Consider the following 19,365-nt stretch of genomic DNA (forward strand, 5'->3'; position numbering starts at 1 on the left):
AGGGCCTACCGTCCCGGCGACCTCAACCGAAAGGCCCCGCCGATGCGCGCCCTGCTTGCCGCCCTCTTTGCCACCACTGCCCTTCCGGCCGTTGCCGACACCCTGCCCGCCACCAGCCGGATCACCGCCGTCACCGTCTACCCCGACGGCGCCAGGCTGACGCGAGAGGTGACCTTCACCGCCCCCGCCGCCGGGCCCCACGAACTTCTGGTCACCGACCTGCCCTATGATAGCGACCCCGGCCTGATCCGCCTTGGTGCGTCTGACGGCCTGCAACTTGGGTCCTTCAACCTGCGCGCCGACCGGCTTCCCCCGCGCGAGGACCCGCTGTCCGAGGCGCAGAAGGCCGCAAAGGCCGAGGTCGAGGCCGCCCAAGCCGCCGCCGACAGCGCGCAACTGGCGCTGGAGGCGATCACCGCCAAGGTCGAAGCCGCCGAGGCTCAGGCCCGCTTCCTGTCGTCCTTCAGCGGCGCGCTGCCGGACGGGGCGACGCCGGAAACGATCAAGGCGATGGCCGGGATGATCGGGGCCGAGACATTGGCCGCCCGTCAGGCCGCCCTTGCCGCCAAGGCGGAACTGCCGCCTGCCCAGAAGGCGGTGACACAGGCGCAAGAGGTGCTGGCCAAGGCGCAGGCGGCCTATGACGCGCTGCCATCGGCCGACATGGACTATACCGCGCTGTCGGTGGCCGTGACGGCGGCCGGGGCCGGCGAGGCCAGGGTGACCATCACCCAATACGTCGGCAATGCCAGCTGGCAGCCGGTCTATGACCTGAACCTGACGCGTGACGGTGGCGAAAAGCTGACGCTCGACCGCTCGGTCCTGGTGACGCAATACACCGGCGAGGACTGGGACGGGGTGGCGCTGACGCTGTCCTCCTCGCGCCCCAGCGACCAATCCGCGCCCTCGCAGCTTTGGCCGGAACTGCGCTCTATCGGGCCGGAGGTGGATGTCGAAGAGCTGTCCCGCAAGGCCTATGGCTCGGACAGCGCGCTGTACGAGACTGCCCCGGAAGCCGCCGCCGCTCCGATCACGGCGGCGATGGCCTATGAAGGCGACACGGTCGTCTACCAGTATCCCGATCCGGTCACCGTCGCCACCGGGGCCGAGAACCTGCGTCTTGCGCTGGACAGTCTGGACTTCGCGCCGGTGGTGGAAGCCGTCGCCGTGCCCCGTCTGGACGACACCGCCTTCGTCATGGCCAGCTTCACCAACGCAAGTGACGAACCGCTCCTTCCCGGTCAGGCCATGCTGTTCCGCGAAGGCGTCCTTGTCGGTTCGACCTGGCTCGACGTGATCGCGCCGGGGGTGGAAACGGACCTGGGCTTCGGCGCGATCGAGACCCTGCGCGTCAAGCGCGAGATGCCAAAGCGCCAGGGGGGCGAAACCGGCGTGTTCACCAGCAGCAACCAGCAGACAGAAAGCGCCGTCATCACGGTCGAGAACACCGGCACCGAGGCCTGGCCGGTCCGCATCCTGGACCAGGTCCCCTACAGCGAGCAGGACGATCTGGAGGTCGAGGTCACCGCCTCGCCTGCGCCCAGCGCGACCGACGTCGAAGGCCAGCGAGGCATCCTGGCCTGGGACTTCGACCTTGCCGCCGGGGGCAAGCAGACCATCACGCTGGAACATGTGCTGACCTGGCCCGAGGGCATGGTTCTGCAGTGATCCCTCCGGGACATGGCGACAGGGGCCGGGCCGTCAAAGCCCGGCCCTTGCCGTTGCGTCACCCGCTTAAGTTGCCCTTGGCCGACTGACTTCACGTCAGGTGGAATTCTGACGTGACGTCACAGTGACGTTAACGTCAACTGCTCTGGTATTCATCAGGTGGGGTTCGCATCTGCCGGCCATGATGCTTTCCCTGACGACGAGCTTGACGATGAAATCCGATATTCCAACCGATGTGATGACCATCCGCCAGATGTGTGATGCCTATGATGTCACCCCGCGCACCTTGCGGTTCTATGAGGCCAAAGAGCTGTTGACCCCGATCCGCATGGGGACCCGGCGGCTGTTCACCCGACGCGACCGGGCGCGGCTGGCGCTGATCCTGCGGGGCAAGCGCTTTGGCTTCAGTCTGGAGGATATCCGGCAGACGCTGGACCTGTACGACCGCGACGGCGGCCTGACCGCCCAGCGCCTGAAGGCCTATGAACTTGGCCGCAAGCGGTTGGCGGAAATGGAAGCCCAGCGCGCCGAGCTGGACCTGGCGATTGCCGAGCTCAAGGCCGAGCTGAAGGAAGCCGAAGCCAAGGGCCTGGTGCCCGACCGCGCGGCCTGAACGACACGCGCCCATCCGGGCGACAGAGGGAAGAGGACACCATGCCCAGCTACACCGCCCCCGTGAAGGACATGCAGTTCGTGCTGCACGACGTTCTGAAGGTCTCGGACGCCGATATTCCCGGCTATGCGGACCTGGACAGAAGCTTTACCGAAGCGGTGTTCGACGAGGCTGCGAAGGTCGCGTCCGACATTCTGACCCCTCTGAACCTCGTCGGCGACGTCGAAGGCTGCGTGCTGGAAAACGGCGTGGTGCGGACCCCCAAGGGCTTCAAGCAGGCTTTCGACACCCTGCGCAAGGGCGGCTGGATGTCCCTGGACGCAAGCCCCGAATATGGCGGCCAGGGCCTGCCCTACCTGATGCACACAGCGGTGAACGAAACCTTTGTGTCGGCCAACATGGCCTTCAACATGTACCAGGGCCTGACCCACGGCGCCTATTCGGCGATCAAGGTGCACGGGACCGATGAGCAGAAGGCGAAGTGGCTGCCGAAGATGGTCTCGTGCGAATGGACCGGCACGATGAACCTGACGGAACCGCATTGCGGCACCGATCTGGGGATGATGCGGACCAAGGCGGAACCTCAGGCCGACGGCAGCTACAAGATCACCGGGCAGAAAATCTTCATCTCGGCCGGCGATCACGACATGGCGTCGAACATCGTGCATCTGGTGCTGGCCAAGGCCCCCGGTGGCGGTGAAGGGACGAAGGGGATTTCCCTTTTCATCGTGCCGAAGGTCCTGGTGAACGACGACGGCTCCCTGGGCGCGCGCAACGCCGTGTCGGTGGGCAAGGTCGAAGAGAAGATGGGCATCCACGGCAATGCGACCTGCGTGATGAACTACGACGGGGCGACGGGCTGGCTGCTCGGCGACCTCCACAAGGGCATGAAGGCCATGTTCACGATGATGAACGAGGCCCGGCTTGGTGTGGCACTGCAGGGCTATGCGGTGGCCGAGGCGGCGTATCAGAACGCTTTGGCCTATGCCAAGGACCGGCTGCAGGGCCGCGACGTGACCGGGGTCAAGAACCCGAATGGCCCGGCCGACCCGCTGATCGTCCACCCCGACATCCGCCGCAACCTGATGGAGCAGAAAAGCTTCGTCGAAGGTGCCCGCGCCTGGGCCTACTGGAGTGCCACCCTGATCGACCGGGCGCATACCGGCGACATGGCGGCGGACGGGCTGATCGGGCTGATGACCCCGGTCCTGAAGGGCTTCCTCACTGACAAGGGCTTCGAGATGGCGGTGGCCGCCCAGCAGGTTTACGGCGGGCACGGCTATATCGAGGAATGGGGCATGTCGCAGTTCGCCCGCGACGCCCGGATCGCGATGATCTACGAAGGCGCCAACGGCGTGCAGGCGCTGGACCTGGTGGGCCGGAAGCTGGCGCTGGACGGCGGCAAGCATGTGATGGCCTTCTTTGAAATGGTGAAGGCCGAATGCAAGGCGCATGACGGCGACGACCGGATGAAGGGCTTTGTCGAGCCGCTGAAGGTGGCGTCCAAGGCGCTGCAACAGGCGGGGATGTTCTTCATGCAGAACGGGATGAAGAACCCCAATGCAGCGCTGGCCGGGTCCTATGACTTCATGCACATGATGGGCCATGTCTGCCTGGGCCTGATGTGGACGAAGATGGCGAAGGCCGCCTATGTGGCGCTGGACGCAGGGGCCGCCGACCGCGACTTCTATGAGGCGAAGATTGCCACGGGGCGGTTCTACATGGCCCGCCAGCTTCCCGCCTGCGGGATGCACCTGGCCCGGATCGAAAGCGGGGCCGACACGGTCATGGCGCTGACGGCCGAGGCGTTCTGAACCGGGGCCGCTCGTCGATGACTGCGTCACTCCTCGCTGGGACGGCCCCCGACGAGAAGACGAAGTCGCACGAGGAGGGTTCCGCTTGGGCGCGCGGCAGGTCAGGGTAGGGAAACCACAAGGGGAATGGCCATGAAACTCTACTCTTTCGGCGAAAGCGGCAACGCCTACAAATGCGCCCTGGCGCTGGAGATGGCCGACCTCGACTGGGAGCCGGTCTTCGTCGACTTCTTCAAGGGCGCGGCGCGCAGCCCGGAGTTCAAGCAGATCAACGAGATGGGCGAAGTGCCCGTTCTGGTCGACGGGGATACCACGCTGACGCAGTCGGGGGTGATCCTGGACTACATCAGCTCCAAGACCGGCAAACTGGGGGGCCGCTCCGCCGCCGAACGGCGCGAGGTGTTGCGCTGGCTGTTCTGGGACAACCACAAGCTTTCCACCGCCATTGGCACCACCCGCTTCCTGATGAACTTCCTGCCGCCGGAAAAGCGTCCCGAAGGCGTGATCCCGTTCATGCAAGGCCGCCTCAAGGCCGCTTACACCGTCCTGAACGACCACCTCGCCAACCGCAACTGGATCGCGGGCGAGGCCGTCACAATCGCCGACCTGTCGTGCTGCGGCTACCTTTACTACCCCGAACCCTTCGGCTTTGACCGCTCCGACTGGGCCCATATCGACCGCTGGCTGGACCGCATCGCCGCCCTGCCCGGCTGGAAACACCCCTACGACCTGCTGACGCGGGCCTTCCCCGCATAGGAGACCACGATGACCGACGCTTTCATCTACGACGCCGTCCGCAGCCCCCGCGGCAAGGGCCGGGCCGATGGTGCCCTGCATGAGCTGACCTCGGTCGCGCTGTCGGCCAAGGTGCTGAACGCGGTCAAGGAACGGAACGGGCTGGAAGGCCACGCGGTCGAGGATGTGATCTGGGGCAACGTCACCCAGGTGGGCGAGCAGGGCGGCTGCCTGGCGCGGTCGGCGGTGCTGGCCAGCGACCTTGATGAACGCATCCCAGGCCTTGCGATCAACCGCTTCTGTGCCAGCGGAATGGAGGCGGTGAACCTGGCCGCCAACCAGGTGAAGGGCGGCGCGGGCCATGCCTATATCGCCGGAGGGGTCGAGATGATGGGCCGCGTCGCGATGGGCAGTGACGGGGCCGCCATCGCTGTGGATCCGACGTTGGCGATGAAGACCTACTTCGTGCCCCAGGGCATCAGCGCGGACATCATCGCCACCGAATTCGGCTTTACCCGCGACCAGGCCGACGCGCTCGCGGTGGAATCCCAGCGCCGCGCGGCGCAGGCCTGGGCCGAGGGGCGGTTCGAGAAGTCGGTCCTGGTGATCAAGGACCAGAACGGCCTGCCGATCCTGGCGACCGACGAATACATGCGCCCCGGCACGGACATGCAGACGCTGGGCGCGCTGCGGCCCGCCTTCAAGGAGATGGGCGAGATGATGCCCGGCTTCGACAAGGTCGCGATGATGAAATACCCGCACCTCCAGCGGATCAATCACATCCACCACGCCGGGAACTCGTCGGGCATCGTGGACGGGGCCGCCGCCGTGCTGATCGGCAACGCCGAGTTCGGGAAAGCCCACGGCCTGAAACCCCGCGCCCGCATCCGCGCCACGGCGAAGATCGGGACTGATCCCACGATCATGCTGACCGGGCCGGTCCCTGCGACACAGAAGATCCTGCAGGATTCGGGCCTGCAGATCGGCGACATCGACCTCTTCGAGGTGAACGAGGCCTTCGCATCGGTCGTCCTGCGGTTCCAGCAGGCCTTCGACGTCGATCCGGCGCTGGTCAACGTCAACGGCGGGTCAATCGCGATGGGCCACCCGCTTGGCGCCACGGGGGCGATCATCATCGGCACGCTTCTGGACGAGCTGGAGCGTCAGGACAGGAATATGGGGCTGGCGACGCTGTGCATCGCCTCCGGCATGGGTGCCGCCACCATCATCGAGCGGGTCTGAAACCATGCGCGGCGGGCGAAATCCGATGGACATGCGCTGGTTGCAAGCCCGCCATGATGTCGTTTTCGCGCCCGCCAATGTCGCAATCCTACGTCGCGTTTTGGGTGATTCTCCCAAAGTGGTTGCTTCTTCGAATTGTATCGAAAGGCATTCAGGCCATGCATTCAGACATCGCAGCCGAGCTGCGTTTCCGCGGCGATTTGCTGCTTCAGGGACGGATCGACGCCCTTCTGGACAGCTACATCTTCCCGCTGCCGATTTTCCTGCCGGAACAGCGGATGCTGCTGTCGGGTCCCGAAGAGGCGCGCCTGGTCTTCAGCCTTCTGCGCCACTGGCTGTTGCGCAGCGGCGTTGCGTCCCTGCATCCGCAGGTCCAGGCGGTCGAACTGCCGCGGGCCGGACGCTTCAGGATGTGGGTCGACTGGAACGAACGGCTCCTGCCCTCGGGCGAGACGCGGACCTGCTCGGCGATCTACTACTGCCGTGCAACGGAGCTTGGCCCGCGCATCGAGATGGTCAACTATACGCGCCTGTCGATGCCCGAACTGCATCAGGAGTTCGAGGCTCTCGCGCTGTCCGCCTAGCCTGGGCGCTTCCGGGTCGGGTGCCAGCCCAACCGCAGGAGGACGCGATGCCCGTGATTGATCCCGCCACGGTTCCGGTGAAGACCGGCTCGATCTACCCCGAACCCTATGCCAGCATGATGCAGGGTCGGTCGTCCCTGCGGCTGGGCGATGCGGGTGGGCTGTCCCAGTTCGGGGCGAACCTTGTCAGCCTGGAACCCGGCGCGCTGTCCAGCCTGCGGCATTGGCACCAGTACGAAGACGAATTCGTCATGGTGACCGAGGGTGAATGCACTCTGGTCCAGGACGCAGGCGAGACGGTGATGCGCGCGGGTGACTGCGCGGCCTTTCCGGCAGGCAACCCGGACGGGCACCATTTCATCAACCGCTCGGACCGGGTCGCGCGATTCCTGGTCATCGGCTCACGTGCCCCGCGCGAGGTGGCAACCTATTCCGACGTCGACTTCCGGGTCGAGATCGAAGGAGGCCGCGCCCGCTTTACCTACAAGGATGGCACTGACTGGGTGGGGCCGCGATGAACCCACTGGAGATTTACCAGACCGCGCTGAACCAGGTGTCCGAAGCGGTACTGACCGGGGATTTCGACCGCTATGCGGCGATGATCGACCTGCCCTATCTGGTCCATACCGAGACCGCCCGCCTTCTTGTCTCCTCCCGCGAGGAGCTGCGCCCGACCTTCGACGCCCTGCACGAAACCCTGCGCGCCCAGGGTATCACGCATTACGAACGCGTCGCCAGGGCGGCCGATTACGCGGACCGCGGCCGGATCGAAGGCTGGCACCATACCCATCTGATCGCGAACGGCGAGCGGCTGAACTATCCCCATGTCTCGCGGCATACCCTGGTGCTGCGGGACGCGAGTTGGCGGTTCTCCGAAGCGCATTACGCCATCCAGGTGGACCGCTGGCCGGTCACGCGCGAAGTGCTGGAAGAGCAGTTCGGCGTGGCCGCGCGTGCGGAGGACGACGCATGATCGTTGATCCCTCCAGCGCGCCCACCGGTGGCGAGAAGGGTCTGCACACGCTCTACCTGTCCCAGGCAGGCGGGCTGACGCAGTTCGGAGCCTACATCGACACGCTGGCGCCCGGCGCCTGGTCCAGCCACCGGCACTGGCATTCGGCCGAGGATGAGTTCCTGTATCTGCTGTCAGGCACCGCAACCTTGCGCGACGACAGCGGGATGACCGACATCTTCCCCGGCGATGCCTGCTCTTGGCCGCATGGGCAGCCCAATGGCCACCACCTGACCAACCGCGGCGACGTGCCCGCCCGCTGGCTGATCGTCGGCGCGCGCTGCAAGGGTGACATCTGCACCTATCCCGACGACGGCCGCCGCCAGATCAACAGCGACACCACCTGGCGGATCGAGGCGGTCGATGGCAGCGTGCTGAAATCAGGCGACCTGCCGGCCGAGCTTCTGGACCTGCGCGCCCCCTGGGGCCGCCCCTGGGACGGCACGCCCCGCCCGACCGTGATCCGCGCGGGATCGGTTGCCGGAGAAGGCGGAGAGGGCGGCTATCCTGCCCCCTATGCCGACATCGGCGACTACATCGCGCATCCCCTGTCCGACGCCGGGGGCCTGACCCAGTTCGGGGCCTTCACCGAAACCCTGATGCCAGGCGCGCGGTCCAGCCAGCGGCACTGGCATTCGGACGAGGATGAGTTCCTTTACACTCTCGACGGCATCGTCACCCTGCACGACACCCACGGCCCGCGCGATCTGCCCCCCGGCACCTGCGTCTGCTGGCCCGCCGGGGTTGCCAACGCCCATTGCCTGGAAAACCGCACCGCCCTGCCCGTGACCTACTTCGTCGCAGGCTCCCGCCTGCCCGAGGATGACGTCACCTATCCCGACATCGACCTGCACTACACCCGCCGCAACGGCCTGCGCAGCCAGACCCGCAAGGACGGCACCCTCTACCCCGGATGGCCACGCGGGGTGGTCAGATGACACCGGGCTTAACTTTTTTCCGCAACCATAGGAATGTGTGCGGAACCAAAGCCTCCGTCCTGGGTTGCACGTTCCGGGGCGGTTTGCCGCCTCGTCTCGGACGCCCGCTCCAGCCTTGGGGTGGTCGTCACCCTGAACGCAAAGGAGATACCCGGATGCGCGCAAGCACGATCCTGCAGTCCTATCTGGACGAGATGGCCAAGGCCGTGATGAACGAGTGGTTCGAGGATTATGCCGCGGGGATCCAGTTGCCGCTCAGCATCCTGACCTCGTCGGCCAGCATCACCGTCGCCACCCGCCCCGATCTGGAAGACGGGTTCGACGATTTCGTCGCGATGATCCGCAGCCACGGCGTCACCCACATGGACCGGAAAGTGCAGGCCGCGACCTTCCAGGGCAACGACCATATCGTCGGGGTCTACGAGACCCGGCTGATGGCCGATGAGAAGCTGGCCCTGCCCGTCTTCCATTCGAAGATGTGGATCGGCTCCTACGACGGTCGCTGGAAGGCGATCAAGATCCACAACACCACCAACGAAGCGCGCTGGCCGATGCTGCTGACGCGACTTTCCCCCGAACTCTGGCTTTCCGAGGAGCTTTAGATGACCGACTTCACCATGACCACCGACGCCGAGGGCGTCGCCACCATCACCTGGGACGTCGCATCAAAATCGATGAACGTCATGTCGACCGAGGCGTTCCTGGCGCTGAACGGTCTGATCGACCAGGCGCTGGCGGATGGGTCGGTGAAGGGCGTCATCATTACTTCGGGCAAGAAGGACTTTGCCGGGGGCATGGACCTGAATGTCATCGCGCAGATGCGGGCCGGGGGTGCTCAGGCGATCTTCGACGGCGTGATGCAGATGCACCATGTCCTGCGCAAGATCGAACGCGCCGGGATGGACCCGAAGACGTTGAAGGGCGGAAAGCCCATCGTGGCCGCCCTGCCGGGCACGGCGCTTGGGATCGGGCTGGAGCTTCCACTCTCCTGCCACCGGATCATCGCTGCCGACAACCCCAAGGCCAAGATCGGCCTGCCCGAGATCATGGTCGGCATCTTCCCCGGCGCGGGCGGCACGACGCGGCTGGTCCGCAAGCTTGGCGCGATGGCGGCGGCTCCGTTCCTGCTGGAAGGCAAGCTCTCCGACCCCAAATCCGCAAAGGCCGCCGGGATCATCGACGAGGTCGTGGCCCCTGAGGTCCTGCTGAAGCGCGCCAGGGAATGGGTGCTCTCGGCCACGGACGCTGATCTGGTCAAACCCTGGGACGCCAAGGGCTACAAGATGCCCGGCGGCGCGCCGTATCACCCCGCGGGGTTCATGACCTTTGTCGGGGCCTCGGCGATGGTCCACGGCAAGACGATGGGCGTCTACCCCGCCGCCAAGGCGCTGCTCGCCGCAGTCTACGAGGGCGCTCTGGTCCCCTTCGACACGGCCCTGAAGATCGAGGCGCGGCACTTCACCAGCGTTCTGATGAACCCCTCATCCACCGCGATGATCCGCAGCCTCTTTATCAACAAGGAGGCGCTGAAGAAGGGTGCGAACCGGCCGAAGGTCGAAGACATGGCCGTCCGCAAGCTTGGTGTCATCGGCGCGGGCATGATGGGGGCAGGCATCGCCTATGTCAGCGCCAATGCCGGGATCGAGGTCGTCCTGATCGACGCGGCCCAGGACGCCGCCGACCGGGGCAAGGCCCACTCTGAAAGCATCCTCGACAAGGGGATGAAGCGCGGCAAGGTGACTGCCGAGAAGAAGGCCGAGGTTCTGGGCCGCATCACCGCCACCACCGACTACGCGGCCCTGGCGGGCGTCGATCTGGTGGTGGAGGCCGTCTTTGAGGACCCGAAGATCAAGGCCGACGTCACCGCCAAGGTCGAAGCCGCCGTCGGCGAGGGGTGCGTCTTTGCGACCAACACCTCCACCCTGCCGATCACCGGCCTTGCGGCGGCCTCCAAGCGGCCCGAGCAGTTCATCGGCATCCATTTCTTCAGCCCCGTGGACAAGATGATGCTGGTCGAGATCATCCGCGGCAAGGCAACCGGCGACAAGGCCGTCGCCAAGGCGCTGGATTTCGTCCGCCAGATCCGCAAGACCCCCATCGTCGTCAACGACGCCCGCTTCTTCTACGCCAACCGCTGCATCATCCCCTACATCAACGAAGGCATCCGCATGCTCGCCGAAGGGGTGGAGCCGGTGCTGGTGGAAAACGCCGCCAAGCTGGTCGGGATGCCGCTGGGCCCGCTGCAGCTGGTGGACGAGACCTCGATCGACCTTGGCGTGAAGATCGCCAAGGCGACCAAGGCCGCGATGGGTTCGGACTACCCGGACGAAGCCGTGGACAAGGTCCTGTTCTGGATGGCCGACCAGGGGCGTCTGGGCAAGAAGACCAACGCGGGCTTCTACGCCTATTCGGAAAAGGGTGAGCGTCTGGGTCTTTGGGACGGGCTGGAGCCGAAGTATCCCCTGGACAAGGTGCAGCCATCGCTGACGGACGTGCAGCACCGTCTGCTGTTTGCACAGGTCCTGGAGGCTGTCCGCGCGCTGGAGGAAGGTGTTCTGACCGACATCCGCGAAGGCGACGTCGGCGCGATCCTGGGCTGGGGCTTCGCGCCCTGGTCGGGCGGGCCGTTCTCGTGGCTGGACATGATCGGCGCGCCTCGGGCGGTCGAGATTTGCCGCAGCCTGACGGCGCAGTTCGGCCCGCGCTTCCACGCGCCCGCACTCCTGCGCGAAATGGCCGAGAAGGGTCAGACCTTCTACGGCCGGTTCGCGGGCGAAAAGGCCGCCGCCTGAAGCGCAAGCGTAGGGTGGGCGATATCGCCCACCCTATGCTTGCGCCAGATGGTTAACGGATTTCCGACCATACGCGCGTATGTATCGTTCCCATACGCATTCCAGACGGAAGCCCGACGCGCTTTTCGACCCCCTAAGGGCTCAGGGATTAACCAGGTTCGGCGGGGCCTTACCTTCAGCCCAGGCCACCAGGTTCGTCACCGCCATCAGACCCATGTTCTCGCGCACTTCCAGGCAGGCCGTGCCCAGATGCGGGAGAAGCGTGACATTCTCCATCGCCATCAGTGCCACCGGAACCTTCGGCTCGAACTCGTAGACATCAAGTCCCGCGCCGGCGATCTGCCCGTTCTGCAAGGCGTCGATCAGCGCCGCCTCGTCCACCACATCGCCCCGGGAGATGTTCACGAAGATCCCCGTTTTCTGCATCATCTTCAACGCCTTGGCGTCGATCAGGTGATAGGTCGCCTTGCCGCCCGGAACGGCCACCACCACGAAGTCCGCGGCCATCGCCTCGGCCATCTCGACCTGGCGCGCGGGCAGGCCTGCGTCCTCGACGCGCGAGCGGTTGTAGAACACCACCTCCATGTCGAAGCCATAGTGGCAGCGCTTGGCAATCGCCTTGCCGATCCGCCCGAACCCGATGATTCCCAAGCGTTTTCCAGTGACATGGGTCCCCAGCATCTGCACCGGCCCCCAACCTTCCCAAGCGCCCGCCCGCAGGATGCGCTCGCCTTCGCCAAGGCGGCGGGCGGTCATCAGGATCAGGGACACCGCGATGTCCGCCGTGGCATCCGTGACCGCTCCGGGAGTGTTCGACACCGCGATCCCGGCGGCCTTCGCCGCCTCGGCGTCGATGTGGTTGTAGCCCACGCCGAAGTTGGCCAGGATCTTCGCACGGGGTGCCGGAACATCAGCGAAAACATCGGGTTGGAAGCGGTCGCCCAATGTCGGCAGCACCGCATCATAGTCCCGCAGCGCGGCGCGGAGTTCCTCTGCCGACAGCACTTCGGTCCGGTCCCGCAGGGTCACGTCGAACCGGTCGCGGGCGGCCTCCAGCACGCGGTCGGGCAGGCGGCGGGTGATCAGAAGTTTCGGTTTCAAAATAGTTTTCCTCCCAAGGGAACGTCATGTCCGGGTCCGATCAGCACGACCTCGCCCGCTTCGTCCGGCAGGCCCAGGACCAGAACCTCGGACAGGACCGGGCCGATCTGGCGGGGTGGGAAGTTGACCACGGCCAGCACCTGCCGACCAACCAGGTCTTCCAGCGTATAGTGCTTCGTGATCTGCGCCGATGAGCGTTTCTCGCCAATCCCGGGTCCGAAATCGACCCACAGCTTGAAGGCAGGCTTCCGCGCCTCGGGGAAAGGCTCGGCCCGGGTGATGCGGCCGACGCGGATGTCGACCTTCTCGAAGTCTGCGTAGGTGATGGTCATTTGCCCAACTCCCGCCCGCGGTCGGCGGCGGCCTTCACGGCATGTTTCAACAGGGCGGGAAAGCCCGCGTCAGGGTCCATCAGTACACCCAACGCCGCAGCCGTCGTGCCGCCCGGCGAGGTCACGTTGATCCGCAATTGCTCTGCGCTTTCAGGGCTTTGGAACGCCAGCTCTCCCGCCCCGCAGACCGTGGCGCGGGCCAGTTGCATGGCAACGTCGGCGGGCAGCCCCTCGGCCACACCCGCAGCGGCCATCGTCTCGATCAGGTGGAAGACGTAGGCCGGACCCGACCCCGACACGGCGGTCACCGCGTCAATCTGATCTTCACCTGTCAGATCTACCACCTGCCCCACCGCCGCCATAAGGTCGCGGGCCAGGGCAAAGTCGGCATCGGACACATGGGCATTCCGGCAAATCGCAGTAATCCCGCGTCCCACCATTGCAGGCGTGTTCGGCATCGTGCGGACGATGGGGGTGCGGGTGCCCAGCGCTTCCTCGAAGGTGGAAATCTTGGTCCCCGCCGCGATCGAGACGAACAACGTCGTGCCGTTGCCCAGCGCCTGCAAGGACGGCAGCGCCGCGCCCATCATCTGCGGCTTTACCGCCAGCAGCGCAACGGCGGGCGCTTTCGGAACCCCCTCGTTCAGATGGACACCGCTGCCCTTGAGCCAGTCGGTCGGATTGGGCTCGATCACCCAGACAGACCCCGGAGGCACCCCCGCCGCCAGCCAGCCCGTCAGCAGCGCCGTCCCCATCTTGCCGCAGCCAAGCAGCACCAGCCCATCCCGGGCAACGCGATCCAAACTCATGGAACTCCCCTTCAAACCGGGGGAAGGTTAGGCGCGCCCGTACGCCTCGGCAATGGCGACTTTCATCGCCTGTTCCGGGGTCTGGTCCCCCCACATCGCCAGCTGGAACGCCGGGTAGAACCGTTCCGATGCCGTCACCGATGCGGCGATCAGCCGGTCGATCTGTTCCGGCCCCGCGACCTGCCCGCCCGACAGCACCAGGCCATAGCGCCAGACCATCAGCTTCTGTTCCGCCCACCAGGTGAAGGCCCCGGTCCAGACCATGTCGTTGCAGCGGTTCAGCACGTCATGCAGAGCGTGAATCCGGTCGGCGGGAGGCTCCATCTCGAAGGTGCAGATCAGACGCAGCGTCTCGTCCTGTTCGCACCAGGCCAGGGTCAGCGAGTATGTCCGCCATTGCCCTTCGACCGCCATCGCGATCTGGTCATCGGTCACGCGATCGAATTCCCACGCATGGTGTTCGGCCAGGCTTTCGACGATGTCGATGGGATGGAGATCCTCCATCGACGCGTAGTCCTCGGAAAGCGACATTGCCTGGCCTCATGATGAAGCTTCAGGCGGGCCACGACCCACTAGAAGCTGGGTGTCTGGCAAGGGTCTGCGTCTGCCCGACGTGACCCTTACTAGATATGGTGTGGCCAAAGCGGAAGCCTGTAAAGCGATTTCTTAAGAAAATAGCTGTGGAAAAGCCGGGAACGAATCGGCCAGCCCAGACCGCGGGCCAGCGGATCGGACGGCACCGGTGTCAGGCCGGGGTGCCGGGAGCCGTCGGCAAGACCTGGGCGAACTGGCGGATTTCCTGCAGAACATGGTCTGGGCTGTGACGGGTGAAGCTTTTGAAGATCGTCTCGACCTTCACCCCCGGCAGCTCGATCTTGCGCACAAAGCCTTCGGGGCGCTGGATCGCAAAGGAGTGCAGGCCCTTCTGGTGCAGCCAGCGCGCGTAGCGCACATCGACGAACTTCTGGCTGCCCATCATGAAATCGAGGGGCGCGACATTCCGGCCCAGCGCCAGGACGGTCCCGGTTCCCAGCTGGTGAACCCGTGTCGACATGGCAAGCGGGTCATCACATTGAAAGGTGGTCCTGCTGCGGATCAGCGGGCCCTGGCCGGGGTGGTAGATCGTGCCGTGCAGACCGACCACCACCCGGTCCAGCCCCAGGTCTTCGCCGATGCGCCTTAGCGTCGTTACATGCGTCGGATGGTACAGCAGGTCGTCATCCGCCATCACGACCAGATCATCGGTTGCGACCTCGACGGCGAACTTCCCCACATCCTTCAGGTCCTGGTCCGGAATCCACGGGGTGACGGTCTTGAACGCCGTCAGGAAAGCGGGGATCTCGGCGAATTCGTTGAGACAGAGGAAGACCTGATCGACCTGCGGCGCGATGGAGGCAAGGGCCTGCTCCAGCATCTGCAGCCGGGGCGGATAGGTGGCGATATGGGCGCGGATCATGATGCGGTGGCGACTGGTGCAAGCCCGCTGCACCGAACGTCATTGCCGACAGCGGGGATTGCGTAAGTGCATTGGTCGGTGGCTGCGTCGGTCAACACGAAACCCTTCACTGGCCGGCAGATGGTCGGTGCTTCACCCGGCAGCCGTCAAGCCGCGCGATAGCGGAGGGAAGCAAAAAAAGCCCCTGTGCGGGGGCACAGGGGCATGTCGGGAATGGTCCTGCCGTTCAGGGGCAGACTGGCTGGACCGGGCGATGGGGACAGATCGCATCTCCGAACGGTCCCACCCTAGGCAACCGATGAATCCGCAATGTGACAGCCGCTGTCCGGGGTGACGGAAACCTGTGGATCATTTCCGCCGCGAGCGGATCATCCCGGTGATGTCGTAGACCTGCTCCAGGATCGGTTGGGCGATGGCATCGGCGCGGTCGGCCCCGTCGCCAAGGATGCGGTCGATCTCGGCCGGATCGGCCATCAGGCGGTTCATCTCGGTCGTGATCGGCGAAAGCGACGCCACGGCAAGATCGGCCAGCGCGGGCTTGAAGGTCCCGAACTGCGCGCCCGCGAAATCGCGGATCACCTGGTCGACCGTGTGGCCCGACAGGGCGGCATAGATGTTCACAAGGTTGCGCGCCTCGGGGCGGTCCTTCAGGCCTTCGACCGTGTCGGGCAAAGGTTCCGGGTCGGTCTTGGCCTTGCGGATCTTGGCGGCGATGGTTTCGGCACTGTCGGTCAGGTTGATGCGCGTCTGGTCCGAGGGGTCGGACTTCGACATTTTCCTGGTGCCGTCCCGCAGGGACATCACCTTGGTAGCGACGCCTTCGATCACAGGCTCGACCACCGGGAAGAAATCGACCTTGAAGTCGTTGTTGAACTTGATCGCGATATCACGGGTCAGTTCCAGGTGCTGACGCTGGTCTTCGCCTACTGGAACCATCGTGGCGTGGTAGGCAAGAATATCCGCCGCCATCAGCGCGGGGTACGCAAACAGACCAAGGCTTGCCGCTTCGGCATTCTTGCCGGCGGTCTTGTCTTTCCATTGGGTCATGCGGCTCATCCAGCCCATGCGCGCAACGCAGTTGAAGACCCAACTCAGTTCGGCATGTGCCGAGACCTGACTTTGGTTGAACAGAATCGACCGTTTCGGATCAATACCGGCAGCGATAAAGCCCGCTGCGGCTTCGCGCGTCTGCTGGCGCAGGACGCTTGGGTCTTGCCAGACAGTGATCGCATGCATGTCGACCACGCAATAGATTGTCTCGATCCCCTCGTCCTGCTTTTCCACGAAGCGCTTCAGCGCGCCAAGATAGTTGCCAAGCGTCAGCCCGCCCGAAGGCTGGATGCCCGAGAAGATCCGGGGTTTGAAGGCTTTCGGCGTTTGGACCGCCGTAGCTGGCGAGGACATGCGGAGGCTCCGTCTGGATTAAGCTGCCGATCCCGCGTAATCCAAGGGGCAACAGGCGTCAATCAGGGCGCGTCGCAGGATGGCAGGCATGGACCCCGATCACAACGCACCGCCCTTGAACCCGCTGCCGCCGATCGTGTGGCTGCTGGCCCTGCCGCTGATCGCGATGGAGCTGGTGCTGACCCTGGCCGAACGTGGTCTGGTCGGGGGTCCGCAGGGGGTAAGCTGGCGGCTGCAGGCGGTGGAACGCTTCGGCCTCTTCCCCGAACTGGTGAAGTATCAGTGGGAAAACGGCGGGCAGCCGTTGGACGAGCTGCACAGGCTGGTCAGCTACGTCCTTGTCCACGGCAGTTTCACCCATGCCCTTTTCGCGGTGGTCATGCTTTTGGCGCTTGGCAAGATGGTGGGCGAGGTCTTCCGCTGGTGGGGTGTCGCGGTGGTCTTCCTTGGCTCGGCTGCGGTGGGCGCGGCGGCCTATGGGCTGCTGGTGCCGGAGCGGGTTCAGCTGATTGGCAGCTTTCCGGCGGTCTATGGGCTGATCGGGGCCTTCACCTTCCTGATCTGGACCAACCTTGCGCGCGTCGGGGCCAACAAGTTCCGGGCATTCAGCCTGATCGGGGCGCTGCTGTTCGTGCAGCTGGTGTTCGGGCTGTTGTTCGGGGCCGGATGGGAGTGGGTCGCCGACATCGCAGGCTTTGCGGCCGGGTTCCTGCTGTCCTTCCTCGTGGCCCCCGGCGGGTTCCGGCGGGTGCTGGACCAGGTGCGTCAGCGCTGACGGCGCAGCGCCTTGAGGTCGGCCAGTCGCACGGCCTTCAACCCAAAGGCCGCAAGGACGTAGCTGGCCATCCCCAGTGCAATCAGCAGGACCAGCGCCAGCACGCGGTAGGCCCGGGCATCCAGCATCGGCTGCAACAAGCTCCAACCGCCCCAAAGTGCGGCCCCCATCAGGGCCGAGGCCGCGCAGATCCGCCAGAGACGCGACAGAAAGCGGGCGTCAAAGCGGGTTTCCTCGCCCAGGCGGCGGGCACCCCACCAGAGTTGCCCAACCATGACCCAGGCCGACAGTGTGGTGGCCCAGGCAGCAGCCGAAAAGCCGATCCAGGGCATCAGGCCGAAGGCCAGCGCGCCGTTCAGCACCATTGACCAGACGGCATAGCGGAACGGGCTGCGCGTGTCCTCGCGGGCGTAGAACAGGGGCTGCAGCGCCTTTTGCAGGACAAAGGCTGGCAGGCCCAGCCCGTAGATCGCCAGCGCCAGCGCAGTGGCGGCTGTGTCCTCGGACCCGAAGGCTCCGCGCTGATAAAGGACCTCGGTGATCGGCAGCGCGATGATGACCAGCGCAACGGCGGCGGGAAGGGTCAGGAGGAGCGCGAATTCGGTGCCCCGGTTGAACGCCTCACGCCCGCCCGCACTATCCCCGGCCTGCAGGCGGCGAGAGAGTTCAGGGAGAAGGACCGTGCCGACAGCTATGGCGACGACGCCTAGGGGAAGCTGGTAGAGACGGTCGGCGTAGACAAGCCAGGAGATCGCGCCCTCGGTGCCGCTCGCGACCTGGCGTGAGACGAGGAGGTTGATCTGGACGACCCCCCCGACCAAAAGAGCAGGCCCCATCGTCACCATCAGGCGACGGAAGTCGGGCGTCAGTCGCGGAAACCGCAGCCTGGGGATGAACCCGATCCGGCGGGCGGCGTAAAGCGTCCAGGCCAGTTGCGCGATGCCGGTGATGGGTGTGGTCCAGGCCAGCGTCAGGCCCATGTCCCAGCCGTAGGAGTGGGCCAGCATCATCGCGATGATGAAGACCACGTTCATCAGGACAGGCACCGCCCCGGCTTCGGCAAAGTGGCCGTGGGCGTTCAGGATGCCGGAGAGGAGGGCAAACAGAGAGATGAAGCCGATGTAGACGAAGGTGATCCGCCCGAAATCCACGGCAATGTCGAAGCGGCCATCGCCAACGAAACCGGAGGCCATCGCCCAGACCAGAAGCGGCATGGCCAGCGTGCCCAGCAGCGTGAAGATCAGCAGGAAGGCCGTCAGGCCGGAGAACGCGTTCTGCGCGAAGTCCTCGGCGTCCTCGCCAGCCTCCAGCTTCTTGGAATACAAGGGCACGAAGGCCTGGTTGAACGCGCCTTCCGCGAAGAAGCGGCGGAACATGTTGGGCAGGCTGAAGGCCACGTTGAACGCGTCCGCCACCGGTCCCGCACCAAGGTAGGCGGCCATCATCAGCTCGCGCACCAGACCCGCGCCGCGCGACACCAGCGTCCAGCCGCCCAGCGTCACGATGTTGCGGATCATCCCGCGAGAGCCGCTCATGCGATGGCCCTTTCGGCCCCTTCGACGATGGCCTGGCGCAGTTTCTTTTCCAGCGCTTCCTGGCGGTGCTTCTGGTGCAGCTTCAGGCCGAACATGTCCTTGACGTAGAAGGTGTCGACCACCTGCGCGCCATAGGTCGCGATCACGGCGCTGGCGATGTAGATGTTGTTCGTGGCCAACGTCCGGGTCAGGTCGAACAGCAGGCCGGGCCGGTCGCGGGTGTCGACCTCGATGATGGTGTAGATGTCCGACCCGTCGTTGTCGAACATGATATGGGTGGGGAAGCGGAACTCACGCTCGCGCTTCTTGATCTTGTCGCGGTCCTTCAAGGCCTCCCGCGCCACCACTTCGCCCTTCAGGGTCTTGTCGATCATCCCCCGCAGGCGTGGCAGGCGCGAGACTTCGTAGGGGTGGCCCTCGATGTCCTGAACCCAGAATACCGCCGTGGCGTAGCCGTCCTTTGAGGTATAGGTCCGCGCGTCCACCACGTTGGCGCCGACCAGCGCCAAGGCCCCCGCCAGACGGCTGAAGATGCCTGGATGGTCGGCCAGGGCA

Annotated in this window: 20 protein-coding genes; 12 read left to right on the forward strand and 8 right to left on the reverse strand. The window is 65.3% G+C overall.

Annotated features, from left to right (window positions below; translation table 11 throughout):
* The first annotated feature begins 42 nt into the window (after window positions 1–42).
* The 11 genes from U1E69_RS01595 to U1E69_RS01645 all read left to right on the forward strand — a co-directional run bounded on the left by U1E69_RS01595 (window position 43) and on the right by U1E69_RS01645 (window position 11,398).
* Window positions 43–1,668 carry a DUF4139 domain-containing protein gene (locus U1E69_RS01595; RefSeq protein ID WP_322242298.1) on the forward strand — a complete coding sequence of 542 codons (1,626 nt, stop codon included), beginning with the start codon at window positions 43–45 and terminating at the stop codon, window positions 1,666–1,668.
* Window positions 1,669–1,891: 223 nt separating this feature from the next.
* Window positions 1,892–2,281 (forward strand): MerR family DNA-binding transcriptional regulator, encoded by a 390-nt coding sequence (locus U1E69_RS01600; protein ID WP_322242320.1) that lies wholly within the window; start codon window positions 1,892–1,894, stop codon window positions 2,279–2,281.
* Between the two features lie 41 nt (window positions 2,282–2,322).
* Window positions 2,323–4,095 carry an acyl-CoA dehydrogenase C-terminal domain-containing protein gene (locus U1E69_RS01605; protein WP_322242299.1) on the forward strand — a complete coding sequence of 591 codons (1,773 nt, stop codon included), beginning with the start codon at window positions 2,323–2,325 and terminating at the stop codon, window positions 4,093–4,095.
* Between the two features lie 126 nt (window positions 4,096–4,221).
* Window positions 4,222–4,851, forward strand: coding sequence for a glutathione S-transferase family protein (locus U1E69_RS01610; RefSeq protein ID WP_322242300.1), 630 nt, complete (start codon window positions 4,222–4,224; stop codon window positions 4,849–4,851).
* A 9-nt stretch (window positions 4,852–4,860) separates the two neighbouring features.
* Entirely contained in the window at window positions 4,861–6,072 is a 1,212-nt protein-coding gene (locus tag U1E69_RS01615; protein WP_322242301.1) for an acetyl-CoA C-acetyltransferase, read from the forward strand.
* A gap of 158 nt (window positions 6,073–6,230) precedes the next feature.
* Window positions 6,231–6,656, forward strand: a complete 426-nt coding sequence (locus tag U1E69_RS01620) for a hypothetical protein (RefSeq protein WP_322242302.1) — start codon at window positions 6,231–6,233, stop codon at window positions 6,654–6,656.
* Between the two features lie 47 nt (window positions 6,657–6,703).
* On the forward strand, window positions 6,704–7,174 hold the full coding sequence (locus U1E69_RS01625) for a cupin domain-containing protein (RefSeq protein WP_322242303.1): 471 nt from the start codon (window positions 6,704–6,706) through the stop codon (window positions 7,172–7,174).
* On the forward strand, window positions 7,171–7,629 hold the full coding sequence (locus U1E69_RS01630; protein WP_322242304.1) for a nuclear transport factor 2 family protein: 459 nt from the start codon (window positions 7,171–7,173) through the stop codon (window positions 7,627–7,629). The genes U1E69_RS01625 and U1E69_RS01630 overlap by 4 nt, the downstream gene beginning before the upstream one ends.
* Complete coding sequence (locus U1E69_RS01635; protein WP_322242305.1) at window positions 7,626–8,606, forward strand: cupin domain-containing protein; 981 nt, start codon at window positions 7,626–7,628, stop codon at window positions 8,604–8,606. The genes U1E69_RS01630 and U1E69_RS01635 overlap by 4 nt, the downstream gene beginning before the upstream one ends.
* A gap of 155 nt (window positions 8,607–8,761) precedes the next feature.
* The gene (locus tag U1E69_RS01640) at window positions 8,762–9,208 is read left to right on the forward strand and encodes a hypothetical protein (RefSeq protein ID WP_322242306.1); all 447 of its coding nucleotides are present in this window, start codon (window positions 8,762–8,764) and stop codon (window positions 9,206–9,208) included.
* Window positions 9,209–11,398 (forward strand): 3-hydroxyacyl-CoA dehydrogenase NAD-binding domain-containing protein, encoded by a 2,190-nt coding sequence (locus U1E69_RS01645; RefSeq protein ID WP_322242307.1) that lies wholly within the window; start codon window positions 9,209–9,211, stop codon window positions 11,396–11,398.
* Between the two features lie 141 nt (window positions 11,399–11,539).
* On the opposite strand, the gene U1E69_RS01650 is transcribed toward U1E69_RS01645, so the two are convergent.
* The 6 genes from U1E69_RS01650 to trpS form a co-directional block, all read right to left on the reverse strand.
* Window positions 11,540–12,499 carry a D-glycerate dehydrogenase gene (locus U1E69_RS01650; protein WP_322242308.1) on the reverse strand — a complete coding sequence of 320 codons (960 nt, stop codon included), beginning with the start codon at window positions 12,497–12,499 and terminating at the stop codon, window positions 11,540–11,542.
* Window positions 12,496–12,831 (reverse strand): tRNA-binding protein, encoded by a 336-nt coding sequence (locus tag U1E69_RS01655; RefSeq protein ID WP_322242309.1) that lies wholly within the window; start codon window positions 12,829–12,831, stop codon window positions 12,496–12,498. The genes U1E69_RS01650 and U1E69_RS01655 overlap by 4 nt, the downstream gene beginning before the upstream one ends.
* On the reverse strand, window positions 12,828–13,640 hold the full coding sequence (gene proC / locus U1E69_RS01660) for a pyrroline-5-carboxylate reductase (protein ID WP_322242310.1): 813 nt from the start codon (window positions 13,638–13,640) through the stop codon (window positions 12,828–12,830). Before proC ends, U1E69_RS01655 begins: the two co-directional genes overlap by 4 nt.
* A 27-nt stretch (window positions 13,641–13,667) precedes the next feature.
* The gene (locus U1E69_RS01665) at window positions 13,668–14,171 is read right to left on the reverse strand and encodes a YbjN domain-containing protein (RefSeq protein ID WP_322242311.1); all 504 of its coding nucleotides are present in this window, start codon (window positions 14,169–14,171) and stop codon (window positions 13,668–13,670) included.
* Between the two features lie 214 nt (window positions 14,172–14,385).
* Entirely contained in the window at window positions 14,386–15,096 is a 711-nt protein-coding gene (locus tag U1E69_RS01670) for a hypothetical protein (protein WP_322242312.1), read from the reverse strand.
* Between the two features lie 348 nt (window positions 15,097–15,444).
* Entirely contained in the window at window positions 15,445–16,500 is a 1,056-nt protein-coding gene (gene trpS / locus U1E69_RS01675) for a tryptophan--tRNA ligase (protein WP_322242313.1), read from the reverse strand.
* 88 nt (window positions 16,501–16,588) lie between these two features.
* Between trpS and U1E69_RS01680 the strand changes: the two genes are divergently transcribed.
* Entirely contained in the window at window positions 16,589–17,275 is a 687-nt protein-coding gene (locus U1E69_RS01680; RefSeq protein WP_322242314.1) for a rhomboid family intramembrane serine protease, read from the forward strand.
* On the opposite strand, the gene murJ is transcribed toward U1E69_RS01680, so the two are convergent.
* Both murJ and U1E69_RS01690 read right to left on the reverse strand, forming a co-directional pair.
* Window positions 17,266–18,810 carry a murein biosynthesis integral membrane protein MurJ gene (gene murJ / locus U1E69_RS01685; RefSeq protein ID WP_322242315.1) on the reverse strand — a complete coding sequence of 515 codons (1,545 nt, stop codon included), beginning with the start codon at window positions 18,808–18,810 and terminating at the stop codon, window positions 17,266–17,268. The two genes, U1E69_RS01680 and murJ, sit on opposite strands and share 10 nt — an antisense overlap.
* A partial coding sequence (locus U1E69_RS01690) for an ACT domain-containing protein (RefSeq protein ID WP_322242316.1) occupies window positions 18,807–19,365 on the reverse strand: 559 nt, incomplete at its 5' end. The genes U1E69_RS01690 and murJ, both read right to left, overlap by 4 nt.

It is taken from the genome of Tabrizicola sp. (genome assembly GCF_034366665.1).
In the GTDB taxonomy this organism is placed as follows: domain Bacteria; phylum Pseudomonadota; class Alphaproteobacteria; order Rhodobacterales; family Rhodobacteraceae; genus Tabrizicola.

What these genes read in the sequence shown, in the direction of transcription:
- U1E69_RS01595 (WP_322242298.1), top strand. Translation starts at nt 43, where the DNA reads ATGCGCGCCCTGCTTGCCGCCCTCTTTGCCACCACTGCCCTTCCGGCC.
- U1E69_RS01605 (WP_322242299.1), top strand. Translation starts at nt 2,323, where the DNA reads ATGCCCAGCTACACCGCCCCCGTGAAGGACATGCAGTTCGTGCTGCAC.
- U1E69_RS01610 (WP_322242300.1), top strand. Translation starts at nt 4,222, where the DNA reads ATGGCCATGAAACTCTACTCTTTCGGCGAAAGCGGCAACGCCTACAAA.
- U1E69_RS01615 (WP_322242301.1), top strand. Translation starts at nt 4,861, where the DNA reads ATGACCGACGCTTTCATCTACGACGCCGTCCGCAGCCCCCGCGGCAAG.
- U1E69_RS01620 (WP_322242302.1), top strand. Translation starts at nt 6,231, where the DNA reads ATGCATTCAGACATCGCAGCCGAGCTGCGTTTCCGCGGCGATTTGCTG.
- U1E69_RS01625 (WP_322242303.1), top strand. Translation starts at nt 6,704, where the DNA reads ATGCCCGTGATTGATCCCGCCACGGTTCCGGTGAAGACCGGCTCGATC.
- U1E69_RS01630 (WP_322242304.1), top strand. Translation starts at nt 7,171, where the DNA reads ATGAACCCACTGGAGATTTACCAGACCGCGCTGAACCAGGTGTCCGAA.
- U1E69_RS01635 (WP_322242305.1), top strand. Translation starts at nt 7,626, where the DNA reads ATGATCGTTGATCCCTCCAGCGCGCCCACCGGTGGCGAGAAGGGTCTG.
- U1E69_RS01640 (WP_322242306.1), top strand. Translation starts at nt 8,762, where the DNA reads ATGCGCGCAAGCACGATCCTGCAGTCCTATCTGGACGAGATGGCCAAG.
- U1E69_RS01645 (WP_322242307.1), top strand. Translation starts at nt 9,209, where the DNA reads ATGACCGACTTCACCATGACCACCGACGCCGAGGGCGTCGCCACCATC.
- U1E69_RS01655 (WP_322242309.1), bottom strand. Translation starts at nt 12,831, where the DNA reads ATGACCATCACCTACGCAGACTTCGAGAAGGTCGACATCCGCGTCGGC.
- proC (WP_322242310.1), bottom strand. Translation starts at nt 13,640, where the DNA reads ATGAGTTTGGATCGCGTTGCCCGGGATGGGCTGGTGCTGCTTGGCTGC.
- U1E69_RS01665 (WP_322242311.1), bottom strand. Translation starts at nt 14,171, where the DNA reads ATGTCGCTTTCCGAGGACTACGCGTCGATGGAGGATCTCCATCCCATC.
- U1E69_RS01670 (WP_322242312.1), bottom strand. Translation starts at nt 15,096, where the DNA reads ATGATCCGCGCCCATATCGCCACCTATCCGCCCCGGCTGCAGATGCTG.
- trpS (WP_322242313.1), bottom strand. Translation starts at nt 16,500, where the DNA reads ATGTCCTCGCCAGCTACGGCGGTCCAAACGCCGAAAGCCTTCAAACCC.
- U1E69_RS01680 (WP_322242314.1), top strand. Translation starts at nt 16,589, where the DNA reads ATGGACCCCGATCACAACGCACCGCCCTTGAACCCGCTGCCGCCGATC.
- murJ (WP_322242315.1), bottom strand. Translation starts at nt 18,810, where the DNA reads ATGAGCGGCTCTCGCGGGATGATCCGCAACATCGTGACGCTGGGCGGC.